The sequence below is a fragment of the Hoylesella timonensis S9-PR14 genome, from assembly GCF_000762405.1.
In the GTDB taxonomy this organism is placed as follows: domain Bacteria; phylum Bacteroidota; class Bacteroidia; order Bacteroidales; family Bacteroidaceae; genus Prevotella; species Prevotella timonensis_A.
On record NZ_JRPQ01000279.1, the window covers coordinates 20,374 to 32,369 of the forward strand.

Annotated in this window: 9 protein-coding genes; 8 read left to right on the forward strand and 1 reads right to left on the reverse strand. The window is 45.1% G+C overall.

Annotated elements, in window-relative coordinates:
• The first annotated feature begins 27 nt into the window (after nucleotides 1-27).
• From HMPREF9304_RS13530 to HMPREF9304_RS13565, 8 genes are all read left to right on the forward strand, one after another.
• Entirely contained in the window at nucleotides 28-2,007 is a 1,980-nt protein-coding gene (locus tag HMPREF9304_RS13530; protein WP_052046180.1) for a TonB-dependent receptor, read from the forward strand.
• Between the two features lie 10 nt (nucleotides 2,008-2,017).
• A complete protein-coding gene (locus HMPREF9304_RS13535; protein WP_036930059.1) occupies nucleotides 2,018-3,130 on the forward strand; it encodes a YncE family protein in 1,113 nt (370 codons plus the stop codon).
• Between the two features lie 196 nt (nucleotides 3,131-3,326).
• The gene (locus HMPREF9304_RS13540) at nucleotides 3,327-5,648 is read left to right on the forward strand and encodes a glycoside hydrolase family 20 protein (RefSeq protein WP_036930062.1); all 2,322 of its coding nucleotides are present in this window, start codon (nucleotides 3,327-3,329) and stop codon (nucleotides 5,646-5,648) included.
• Between the two features lie 163 nt (nucleotides 5,649-5,811).
• Nucleotides 5,812-6,513 (forward strand): GIN domain-containing protein, encoded by a 702-nt coding sequence (locus HMPREF9304_RS13545; protein ID WP_036930064.1) that lies wholly within the window; start codon nucleotides 5,812-5,814, stop codon nucleotides 6,511-6,513.
• Nucleotides 6,514-6,717: 204 nt separating this feature from the next.
• Nucleotides 6,718-7,488 (forward strand): nucleotidyltransferase family protein, encoded by a 771-nt coding sequence (locus HMPREF9304_RS13550; protein WP_036930067.1) that lies wholly within the window; start codon nucleotides 6,718-6,720, stop codon nucleotides 7,486-7,488.
• 18 nt (nucleotides 7,489-7,506) lie between these two features.
• Nucleotides 7,507-8,277: an ATP-grasp domain-containing protein gene (locus tag HMPREF9304_RS13555; protein WP_008126121.1), complete on the forward strand. Its 771-nt coding sequence runs from the start codon at nucleotides 7,507-7,509 to the stop codon at nucleotides 8,275-8,277.
• Entirely contained in the window at nucleotides 8,253-9,200 is a 948-nt protein-coding gene (locus tag HMPREF9304_RS13560) for a CDP-alcohol phosphatidyltransferase family protein (protein WP_036930070.1), read from the forward strand. Before HMPREF9304_RS13555 ends, HMPREF9304_RS13560 begins: the two co-directional genes overlap by 25 nt.
• Nucleotides 9,197-9,949 (forward strand): HAD family hydrolase, encoded by a 753-nt coding sequence (locus tag HMPREF9304_RS13565; RefSeq protein WP_081953732.1) that lies wholly within the window; start codon nucleotides 9,197-9,199, stop codon nucleotides 9,947-9,949. The genes HMPREF9304_RS13560 and HMPREF9304_RS13565 overlap by 4 nt, the downstream gene beginning before the upstream one ends.
• Before the next feature lie 128 nt (nucleotides 9,950-10,077).
• On the opposite strand, the gene HMPREF9304_RS13570 is transcribed toward HMPREF9304_RS13565, so the two are convergent.
• Nucleotides 10,078-11,994, reverse strand: a complete 1,917-nt coding sequence (locus HMPREF9304_RS13570; RefSeq protein ID WP_036930073.1) for a RecQ family ATP-dependent DNA helicase — start codon at nucleotides 11,992-11,994, stop codon at nucleotides 10,078-10,080.
• Nucleotides 11,995-11,996: the final 2 nt, after the last annotated feature.

An 11,996-nucleotide genomic window follows, 5' to 3' on the forward strand; every position in this document is an offset into this window, starting at 1 on the left:
AGTGCATTGTTGATGTAGTAAGGTTCCATGCCCAGAATAATTATCATACTGATTTGTTCAGTTGTGTGTTTGCATGCCAATGCCCAAACCGATTCGTTGACGCATCGGGTGCATACGTTGGATACAGTCATCGTGTCCGAGGGGCGACGCATACGAAGTATGCAGAGCACATCGCCCGAACACGTATTGCAGCACAGCGATTTGCAGCGCATGGGGGTATCCACGATGGCGGATGCCTTGCACCGTATACCGGGAATTACCTTGCGTGATTACGGTGGAGCGGGTGGTATGAAGACGGTGTCGGTGCGTGGCTTCGGTACACAGCACACGGGAGTGAGCTACGATGGCGTGATGCTCAGCAACATGCAGACAGGCGACATCGACCTTTCGCGCTATTCGTTGGCACACGTGTCGCAAATCATGCTCACCATAGGTGACAATGCGGATATTTTTATCCCTGCCCGACAAGTCACAACGCCTGCCGTGCTGTCCATAGAAACCATGGGTGGCAGTCGTGCCGACCGTCGTCCGCATTTCGACGCACAACTTGGGGTAGGGTCGTTTGGCTATCTTCATCCGTCGCTTCGCTACGAACAAAACGTGTCGCAGCCTTTGCGCTTTTCAGTCATTGCCGATTATGTTTCTGCCAACAACAATTATCCTTATACCTTGCGCAATGGCACGTTGAAAACACGACAGACACGCAGCAACAGCAGGATGCAGGGTGGACATGTCGAAGGAAATGTGGCTTGGATGCCAAAAACTAACCAACTGCTCAAGGTCAAGGCTTACTACTATGACAACCACCAGCAGCTACCTGGAGTGGTGCGCTATTACGCCAACGAGAGTAGCGAGCTGCTTGATACCCGCAACTACTTTGTGCAAGCACAGTATCTGTGGCAGGTCAACCGCTTTTTTAGGATGAAATGGCTGGGCAAGTGGGATAAGTCAAACATCTCGTATCGGGAGAGTAGAGCGCATAGTGGTCCTATGGATGCCGATTATCATCAAGGCGAAGCCTACACATCGCTTTGCTTGTTGTTCAGTCCTGACAAGCATTGGGCATTGAGTTATGCCGCCGATTATGCCTATCACCAGTTGCATAGCAGTTTGACGAACGACATACAGCCCTATCGACACAGTGTGTGGCAAAGTTTAACCGCAAAATATCAGTTGCAAAGACTGACAGCGCAAGCTCGTCTGTTAGGCTCGTTTTATCAGAACGGCGCACGTGCAGGAACGGCTGCCGACAACCAAAAGCGACTCAGTCCGTCGTTGTCGTTGTCATGGGCACCATTTCCTCATCAACCTCTGTATGTGAGGGCATCGTATAAAAACATCTTCCGAATGCCTACCTTCAATGAAAATTACTTCTTCAGATATGGCAGCAAAGACCTTAAACCCGAGCAGACCGACCAGTTGAACGTGGGAGTTACCGTTGACAAGTCGTTGCCGCATGTACAGTTGTGGGCTACTTTGGACGGCTATCTGAACCATGTAACCGATAAAATAGTGGCAGTGCCTTATAATTTGTTTGTGTGGCGAACGGTCAATGTGGGCAAGGTGCGCATTGTGGGCATCGATGCCATGCTGCGAACCACATGGCGTGCCAATGCCCAGCACACCTTGATGTTGATGGCCAACTACAGCTATCAGCGAGCTGCCAATCGCACCTTGGCATCGTCACCTTATTATAATTATCAGATAGCCTATGTGCCTCTGCACGCTGGCGGTTGTTCGCTCAATGCGCAAAACCGCTGGCTCAATCTTACGTTGCAATGGGTGGGGGTAGGTGGAAAATGGCTCAACAACCAACACCATGACGGGTCGTACCTGAAAGGATATCAGGAATGGAGCTTGACGGCATACCGCACGTTTCGGGTGTGTCAGTATCCATTGCAGTTGCGAGCCGACCTCAAGAATATTTTTAATCAGCAATATCAAATTGTGGCAGGCTATCCAATGCCTGGCATCCATGCAGAAATAACAATGAATTATCAATTTTAATCACTCAAAAATGAAAAAGTATTTATTAAGTTTGGCAGTACTCCTCATGGGAGTTAGTTTGTTTACCTCGTGTGAGGATGACGATGATGACGTAAATCCACGGGATTTGAAAAAAGTAACCCATGCGGCTTATGTTGTGAATGCTGGTCTGCAGTCGGCAGGTTCTACAGGAACACTCACACGCGTGGACATGGAAACGTGGACTACCGCACAGAATGTGTTTAGTCAGGTGAATGGGCGCAACCTTGGAGTAACGGTTAACGATGCTATTATCTATGGCTCGAAAATGTACATCGTGGTAGATGGTGAAGGCTCGGTAGAGGTAGTTGACAAAAATACCCTTCACGCCATCAAGCGCATTGAGTTGCAAAAACTCCTACGCGACAATAAGGGCAAGTCGCCTCGTCGTGCCGTGGCAGCCAACGGTAGTGTGTATGTAACCACCTTTGGTGGTGTGGTAGCAGCCATTGATACCGCGAGTCTTGGACTGAAGAAGACCTATCAGGCTGGTTCGTTCCCTGATGGCATTGCCTATCACAACGGCAAATTGTATGTCTGCAACAGCGACTATGGCAAGGGAAAAGGCAATCTGTCGGTGATTGATGTGGCATCGGGCGATACAACGATGATTGTCAACGAGCATCTCACCAATCCTGTAGCAGCCAAGTTCATCGGATCCGATCTTTATGTATTGCATGCCGGGAGCTACGATAAGAATTGGAATCAGACAGGAGCAGGTGTCATGAAAGTGGTTGGCAAGCAGGTCACCAAGGTGAGCGATGCTACCTTAATGGCAGTGAATGACAAAAGAGGGGCAGAAAAAATCTACACCATCAATGCGCCCTACACCAACCCAGCCACTCCTGTGACCTACAATGTGTACGATGTGCGTACGGGAAAGACCGCTACCTTTACCACCACTAAGGTGGACGCACCATCGGCGATAGCGGTAGACCCAGTTACGGGCTATGTCTACATCATGTCATACAAACTGAATCCAGAGACCCATCGTGCTGATTATGGCGGTGCAGGCTATGTAAATGTGTACAACGCATCGGGCAAGTTGCTGCACACCTTGGCAATAGGAGTAGGAGCTACGGGCATGGTGTTCGACTACCAATAAGGCAACTCGAAAGGGATAGGGCGTTTATCGTAACGCAACCTTCCTGAAATGTTCACACTCGCCACCTGAAATATCATGGTTTCGGGTGGCGAGTTGTTGATAGGGGTGGGGTTGTGCAAATGCGCTTGTCAATTTGTTCGTTTGTGATTTGTTTTAGTTATCTTTGCAGAAGACTAAATTTGAACAATCTTTCGATATGAAGAAAACAATCTTGATGAGCGTATGCCTGTGGTTGCTTGCAGCCATGGGATATGCGCAAAGTGCGCCAAACATGGCAAATTACAGTGTGATTCCTTTGCCACGACAAATCAATATGGTGAAGAGTAAGGGCTTTGTGCTGACCCCTCAAACCCGAATTGTGTACCCAGCATGTGACAGTGTGTTGAAGAAAGATGCCGAATTATTGGCATCTTACATCTTTGAACTCACGGGTTTGCAACTCAAAGTGGCGACCAGTGCTACCGATGCACACAATATTGAGTTGTGTACGGGATTGCCACATCCCAATAAGGAGGCGTATAGCATGCGTGTTTCCGCACAAAAAATAACCATTCAGGGGGCGTCTGCCGCCGGCACTTTTTATGGCATACAAACTTTGCGAAAGGCAATTCCTTTGAATGGAGAGGGAAAAGTGGTGTTTCCAGCCGGCGAGATAATAGATTATCCGCAATATGCTTATCGGGGTGCGATGCTCGATGTGGCACGCCATTTCTTTGGGGTAGATGCTGTCAAAACCTTTATCGACATGCTTGCCTTGCACAACATCAATAACTTTCATTGGCATTTGACCGATGATCAGGGTTGGCGCATTGAGATAAAAAAATATCCGTTGCTGACCCAGAAAGCAGCATTCCGACCCGAAACGACTATCGGACACACGGATAAGAAGGATGGCAAACCCCATGGAGGTTATTACACGCAGCAACAAATAAAAGAAATAGTGCAGTATGCTGCCGAGCGTCACATCAACATCGTGCCCGAGATAGATATGCCGGGACACATGGTGGCGGCCTTGTCGGCTTACCCCAAGTTAGGATGTACGGGCGGTCCGTACAGCGTACGCACAGAGTGGGGCATTGCAGAGGAGGTACTTTGTGCCGGCAACGACAGCACTTTGCAGTTTGCCAAAGACGTGATTGCCGAGGTGATGCGGCTCTTTCCCAGTCCGTATATCAATATTGGAGGCGATGAGTGTCCAAAGAAATCGTGGCAAAACTGTGCCAAATGTCAGGCGAAGATTCAAAGTTTGGGACTTGTTACCGATGCACAGCACACCAAAGAGCAACGTTTGCAAAGCTACTTCATGACCGAAATGGCGAATTTTATCACCCAGCATGGACGAAAAGTGTGTGGCTGGGACGAGATTTTGGAAGGTGGTGTGGCACCTAACGCAACGGTGTTGTCGTGGCGAGGCATTCAAGGAGCTGAACAGGCTGCACGCTTGGGACACGATGCCATTATGTGTCCTACCTCGAACATGTATTTCGATTATTACCAAACCGAAGACAGAGCCAACGAGCCTGTGGCTTTCAATGCCTATCTGCCCATTGAGAAGGTGTATGCTTTCCAGCCTGTTCCCACCTCGCTGACGCCACAACAGGCAAAACATATCATTGGTGTGCAAGCCAATCTGTGGACAGAGCAGGTAAAAACGCTATCGCACATAGAATATATGATGTTGCCACGGTTGGCAGCAGCGTGCGAGGTGCAGTGGTCGAGCGAGCAGGAGAAGGATTATGGTAGCTTCTTACAGCGATTGCCTCACATGCTGCAACTCTACAAAGCCTGCGGCTATCGGTATGCTGAACATTATTTCACGGTGAGCACCGTGCTGACACCATCGCCCAAAGGGCAAGCCATGGAGGTGGCTTTCAGTGCACCGGGGAAGTCGAAAATCTACTACACCACTGATGGAAGTGAGCCAAATGAGCAAAGCAAACCGTACAAAAAGCCCTTTTACCTCAAGCGATCTGCCACCATTAAAGCCATAGCTTATAGCGATAGTCTGCACAGTGATGTGACCAAGGAGCAAATCATTGTTCACAAAGCCATGATGAAACCCGTTCGTTTTTGCACGCCACCTAACCATGCTTATCAAGGAAATAGTCCACAAGAGCTGGTGAACGGATTGCTGGGCAACACTTCGTTTCACTCTGGACGCTGGGTAGGATTTGTGGGAAATGATATGGACATCATCATCGATCTGCAACGCAAGATGCCCATTAAGAGTGTATCGGTACGCACACTCACCGAACAATCTAACTGGATATTCCCCGATCGAGGCGTTTCCTTATTGGTGTCTGACGATGGAGAGCATTTCAAGGAGGTGTTTGCGGATACTAAACAATCGCTTCCGCACGTTGTGCCACCCAGTGTAAACACGCAGAAAATAACGCTTGAAAACGTAAAAGCACGGTATCTACGCATCAAAGTGTTGTCCGAACACAGTATGCCTCAATGGCATTATGGCTATGGACAGACCGCCTTCTTGTTCGTAGACGAGGTGATAGTGGAGTGAGCTAACCCCAAAAAGCGGCAAGTGTGTTGCATCAAAAAGTGACACGCTTGCAACTTTGTGAATATTGTTTGCGTCTTATGTTTGAATGTGATGAGGAATTTATCGCATAAAATAAAAAAAATAAGACAAGTAATATTTATTGTTTATCCATAATACGAACCGTATGAAAAGAAAAATCTATTGTATATTAGCAGTGTTCACACTCTTGTTATTTGCTTCGTGTGCTTGCACAAAAAGAGATAGGAAGAGCGAACGGAAAATCACACAGTCGAGTAAAATCAAGTATTTTAAGAATGTGAACATAGAGGGTTGCTATAATGTTTATTTTGAGCAAGCCGATTCAGCAAGCATTCGTTTTAAGGGAAGTGAGAAAGCTATTCAGCAATTAAGAATCACATGTGATGGTAACACGTTGGATATTAAGAGGAAAGAAAAAGATAAATGGTTGAATTTTTGCAACCAAGAGGATGTTGATATCTACATCACATCTCCCGATTTGGTTTCTGTTTACTTAAAAGGTACGGGCGAATTTGAGGTTCATAAGCGTTTAGATACGGATACGTTGTCTGTCTCATTAATGGGTACAGGAGACATTGATATAAAGGATTTGATTTGTGATAAGGTGAAGGTCAATCTAAAAGGTACGGGCGATATAAACATTAAAAATGTAATTACATCACAAGCGTTTGTTTCGCTCTTGGGTACAGGAGACATTAAGGTGCATTTTGAAAAATGTCAGTGGGCACAGTGTAGTTTGCAAGGCACAGGAGATATTGATGTGTCGGGGACGGTTAACACATATAAAGAGAAAATACAAGGCACAGGTAGTATTGACACCGATGACCTGCACATCCTTTCTAAATAGAGAAAAGCAAAGCTGAAAAGGGCGGAATAATTGAAAGTTCCGCCCTTTTTTCAATTATATATCTTACCTTTGCATAAGATAGGCTGCGCCTCAACAAAGAAAGTAAGCTTTCTCTGTCTTCAGCTTGCGCTACCTTTGCAAAAGATAGGCTGCGCCTCAACAAAGAAAGTAAACTTTCTCTGTACATGTATTAAAATAGAAAAAATGAAATATGCTATCATAGCAGCAGGTCAAGGGTCAAGGTTAAGTAGTGAGGGTGTGTTCTTGCCTAAACCACTCGTTAAGGTGGGAAACGAATGTTTGATAGACCGACTGCTACGTATCTTTGTAGCAAACCATGCGGACGAAATCATCGTGATTTGCAACGAGGAGATGACCAACGTGCAAACTCATTTACGATCGATACAACAAAAAGGACTAAATGGTGAGCCTATTGCGCTGAAAATAGTGATAAGAAGTACACCAAGTTCTATGCACAGTTTGGCTGAGATGCGCCCTTTATTAGAAGATGCGCCCTTTTGTTTAACTACGGTAGATGCCATTTTCGAAGAAAATACATTCATGACCTATGTTCAGGGGTTCAAGAAAGCCTTGCAACAGGGTGTAGATGCCTATATGGGTGTGACTAAATTTGTAGATGATGAGAAGCCGTTGTTTGTAGAAACCGATGAGTCAATGCGTGTATTGGGCTTTCATGATGAGGGTAGTGTTCGTTACAAATATGTTTCGGCAGGCATTTACGGACTGCATCCGCATATCTTCGACATCTTACAGCGTTGCATTCAGCGTGGCGAACAACGCATGCGTAATTTTCAACGAGCACTCATTGGCGAGCAATGTACTGTAATGGCGCACGACATGGGACAGGTGTTGGATATCGACCATCTGTCGGATGTTGCAAAAGCTGAGGCGTTTCTTCGGAAATCAACAAGCCAAACAAAGGATAAATATCAAGAGTTGGATAGGTATATTTGAAAAAGATTTAGAATAACAATGAAACATCAACATATCATAGCCATTCGTCGAGATTACATTTATTCGCTCGAAGCAGAACAGAAGGATAGGGACATCCTTGTTGCAGTGATACAACAGCTTGGTGGGGACATTCGAATGGTTGATGAATTGAAACTCACTGCGCAGGATGAGGCTGATATTTACCTAAGTATGGGACGTCATCCAGCCACTTTGGCATTACTTCGTGCGTGTGAAAAGCGTGGTGCTCTTGTCATCAACTGTCCCGATGCAGTGGAGTTGTGTGCGCGGAAAAAAGTGGCGCAGGTTATGCGAGAAAACCACATACCCATGCCACCGCAGCGGGGAAAGCATGGCTATTGGCTCAAAAGGGGTGACTCAAAAGCGCAATTGGATAGTGATGTGGTGTATTGCAAAGATGAAAACGAATTGGCTGCCAGAAAAGAAGAATGGCGACAACGAGGTATTTGTTCAAGCATAGAAAGCGCACATGTAGAAGGCGACTTAATCAAATTCTACGGGATAGGGCAGCATTTTTTCAAATGGTTTTATCGCAGTGTCAAGACAGAGGGCTATGATTTCGATGCAAACTTGTTGCAAGCCGAAGCAGTTAGACTGGCTCGTATCATCGGCATCGATGTGTATGGAGGCGACTGTGTGGTGAACCGAGAAGGAGAAATTAGTATTATCGACTTTAACGATTGGCCAAGTTTTGCCGCTTGTAAGGAAGAGGCAGCGCAGGCCATTGCACAATTAGTAAAGCAGAAATGGGAAGATTTAAGGAATTGTTAAAGGCTTCGATGAAGTCGAAAGATACCGAAGAGTGGCTCGATGTACACTTTACACGCCCCATAGGGTTGGTCTTTGCATTGCTATGGAAACGTCTTGGTGTGCATCCTAACGCTGTGACTATTCTTTCTATCTTTCTTGGAATAGGGGCAGCTTATTGTTTTTATTTCGTAGATGTGTGGCATAATGTGTGCGGAGTGTTGTTACTCATGTTTGCCAACTTTTGCGATAGCACCGATGGACAGTTGGCACGGCTCACTGGGAAGCACACTTTTATCGGTCGTATGTTGGATGGTTTTGCCAGTGGACTATGGTTTGTGGGCATCTATGTGGCACTTGCCTTACGGATGCAACACCAGTTAATGCCTGGTACGACAGTGCCATGGGGTGCTGGAATATGGACATTAGCACTCGTGGCAGGTGTGCTGTGTCATACTACACAAAGCTCATTGGGCGATTATTACCGACAGATACACTTGTATTTCCTTAAAGGTGAAGGTGGTAGCGAACTGGGGCACTCCAAACAGCAATACCTTATATATAAGCATTTGGATAAGGGTGATTGGCTGAAACGTCTCTTTTATCTCAACTATACGTCTTATTGTCGAAGTCAAGAGCGAAGAACTCCTGCATTTCAAATGTTCTTTCAGCGTTTTAAGTCACATCCAGATAACACTGTAAGGCAGCAATTCATAGATGGAAGCAGACCTCTCATGCCGTACACTAACATTCTTACCTTCAACACACGAGCTATTTGTTTGTACGTTACTTGTCTGTTGAACTGTCCGTGGCTGTATTTTATTTTTGAAATTACGGTGTTACAATTGATTTATATTTATATGCATCAGCGGCACGAAAAATTGTGCACAGAGAAGATTTCATTACTTTCAAAAACAGCAACAACGCAACAAACCAACCAATCATGATAACAGATGCTATGCCTTCTATTCACGCTTTACTCTTTGATTTTGGTGGAACTATTGATACGAATGGTCAACATTGGGGAAAAATGTTATGGCAGATGTATCAAAAAATAGGTGTTCCCGTGTGTGAGGATGATTTTCGTAAAGCGTATGTCTACGGAGAACGAATGTTAGAAAAAAGTCCTTTGGTGAAGCCAACGGACACTTTGCGCAGGACAATAGAAGTGAAGTTACGATTGGAATTGGAACAACTGTGCATGATGGGAGTGTGGAATGTGGACGAAGCGGAACTGCTACACACCCAAGAGTTGTTGTTATCGGAAATTTATCAACATGTGACGCAGATCATAGAGCAACATCGGAAGATGTTACAGTGTTTGAAAGAAAGATTTCCAATGGGGTTGGTAACGAATTTTTATGGTAACATGAATGCGGTGTTGCAAGAGTTTTCGTTGAGCGATATATTCGAAACCGTGATAGAATCGGCTACGGTAAACATACGCAAACCTGATGTACGCATCTTTAAGATGGCACTTGATGCACTCCAACTGCCTGCTGAAGAAGTGTTGGTGATTGGTGATAGCTTTTATAAAGATGTAGAACCAGCTTCGAAGTTGGGGTGCCAAACGGCTTGGCTCAAAGGTGAGGGATGGATAGAAAAGCAGTACGATGAAACCCTTCCAACTTATATCTTAACTTCTTTGTCGGAGATCGTATCTATTGTGGATGATGCTTCTACAACAAAAGGTTGATTCTTTTGGTCGTAATTTGAGTACCGAATGACCTCGCAATGTTTGTTTTCTATGGTTTTGTCAATGAGTTGACAACATAGACAGTATTCATTAAGAAATAAAGAAGTTAACTCTATTTATTTTGGCTTTTATCCCTTGTTGGCGAGATAAATATAGCTTCCCTCCAAGACGATGATTTCTTCAGCAACCAACTGTTCTAAAACTTGATCTAAGAGCTTTTCAGGAAACGCTAATTTATCAAGCTCAGTGATATGATGTCTTTCCTTATCTTCCAGTCCATGAAGAATAGTTTGTTTGATTTCGTTTGTTGTGATGGTGCTATTTTGCTGTAAACCTTGTTCCAAACAAACATCGCATCTCAAACAGTCTTTTGCTTGTACATCACCAAAATAGCGCAATAGCTGTTTGCTTCGACATACTTCATTGTTTTCCGCATAACGAATCACAGACTTGATGCGCTTGGAAAACTGTTCTTTACGCTCTTCGTAGACCGCTTTTGGTATCACCATGTTTTCAATTGCCTCGCGGTCTTTCGCATAAGTGATAAAGGGCATCTTTCGTTGAGGAATAAAGTGGAGGATTCTTCTTTGCGTTAATCCTTTTAAGATGAGGTACAACTGTTCGCGGGTGATGCCCGCTTGTTGAGCCAAAAGTGCCTCGTCAATGTACACATAGTCAGTGAAAAGTCCCCCGTATGTACGTAACAGACTGGTGATTACCTTTTCTTGTAGTGGGGAAACCTGATTGAGTTTGTATAATTCGTTTCTGTCGAGAAGAAACATTACTCGAGCATTGGAGTCAGGATCTGTATCATATTCTATGTAGCCCGCACGTGACAGAATGAGCAAAGCTGAGTTCATAGGGATGGGAAAATAATGGAAGATGGCACAAAACTTCCCAATGTCGAAAGTAAAGGTGTGCCCACTTCCGCTTCCTAAGCCTATTTCAAAATAATAAGCTAAGTGCTGATACACATCTTTAATATAGTCTTTTTCAGGAAAATTGTCTTCGATTCGTTTGTTGAGTTTATGCTTATCACTGGTGTTATACAACAAGACAGCGTAGGAACGTTGTCCATCACGCCCTGCACGTCCTGCCTCTTGAAAGTAAGCTTCTAATGAGTCGGGACAGTCAATATGTATCACCACACGCACATCTGGCTTATCAATGCCCATTCCAAAAGCATTGGTAGCCACCATGACCCGTATCTGATCCGTTTGCCATGCACGCTGCCGTTCATCTTTCACGCTGTGTTCTAACCCTGCATGATAATAAGTGGTAGGAATATCACAAGCGTTGAGCAGTGTTGCAACCTCTTTTGTGCGTTTTCTACTCCGTACATAAATAATGGCACAGCCAGGGAGTGATTGCAGGATATGTAGGATTTCTTGATTCTTGTCTTGTGCTGTTCGCACCACGTATGTGAGGTTTGAACGTTCAAAACTCATTTGGAAGACATTCTTCTCTTTGAATCCTAATTGTTGTTGAATGTCCTCAACTACCTCGGGTGTGGCTGTTGCAGTGAGTGCCAATAGGGGAGCTGCTGGCTTTTCTTTTCGTATATCGGCAATGTTCAGGTATGCTGGACGAAAATCATACCCCCATTGACTGATACAATGCGCCTCATCAACGGTAATGAAACTGACGTTCATTCGACGAAGTTTCATCAAGAAAAGCTCCGAACCTATACGTTCGGGAGAGATATATAAGAGTTTGATGTCACCAAAGATGCAGTTGTCTAAGGTTTTGAGAATCTCTCTTCTTGTCATGCCCGAAAAGATCGCTGCCGCTGTAATTCCCTTTTCTTTGAGATGTTGCACTTGGTCTTTCATCAAGGCAATGAGCGGCGTGATGACCAAGCATATCCCTGGCTGTGCTAAAGCTGGCACTTGAAAGGTGATAGACTTGCCTCCACCTGTGGGCATAAGACCTAAGGTGTCACGTTGTTGACCAATGCTCTCAATGATTTCACGCTGAATACCGCGGAAATCTTTGTATCCCCAGTATTGTTGCAGAATGCTTAAGTATTTGTCATGAACAGGCATGG

What these genes read in the sequence shown, in the direction of transcription:
- HMPREF9304_RS13530 (WP_052046180.1), top strand. Translation starts at nt 28, where the DNA reads ATGCCCAGAATAATTATCATACTGATTTGTTCAGTTGTGTGTTTGCAT.
- HMPREF9304_RS13535 (WP_036930059.1), top strand. Translation starts at nt 2,018, where the DNA reads ATGAAAAAGTATTTATTAAGTTTGGCAGTACTCCTCATGGGAGTTAGT.
- HMPREF9304_RS13540 (WP_036930062.1), top strand. Translation starts at nt 3,327, where the DNA reads ATGAAGAAAACAATCTTGATGAGCGTATGCCTGTGGTTGCTTGCAGCC.
- HMPREF9304_RS13545 (WP_036930064.1), top strand. Translation starts at nt 5,812, where the DNA reads ATGAAAAGAAAAATCTATTGTATATTAGCAGTGTTCACACTCTTGTTA.
- HMPREF9304_RS13550 (WP_036930067.1), top strand. Translation starts at nt 6,718, where the DNA reads ATGAAATATGCTATCATAGCAGCAGGTCAAGGGTCAAGGTTAAGTAGT.
- HMPREF9304_RS13555 (WP_008126121.1), top strand. Translation starts at nt 7,507, where the DNA reads ATGAAACATCAACATATCATAGCCATTCGTCGAGATTACATTTATTCG.
- HMPREF9304_RS13560 (WP_036930070.1), top strand. Translation starts at nt 8,253, where the DNA reads ATGGGAAGATTTAAGGAATTGTTAAAGGCTTCGATGAAGTCGAAAGAT.
- HMPREF9304_RS13565 (WP_081953732.1), top strand. Translation starts at nt 9,197, where the DNA reads ATGATAACAGATGCTATGCCTTCTATTCACGCTTTACTCTTTGATTTT.
- HMPREF9304_RS13570 (WP_036930073.1), bottom strand. Translation starts at nt 11,994, where the DNA reads ATGCCTGTTCATGACAAATACTTAAGCATTCTGCAACAATACTGGGGA.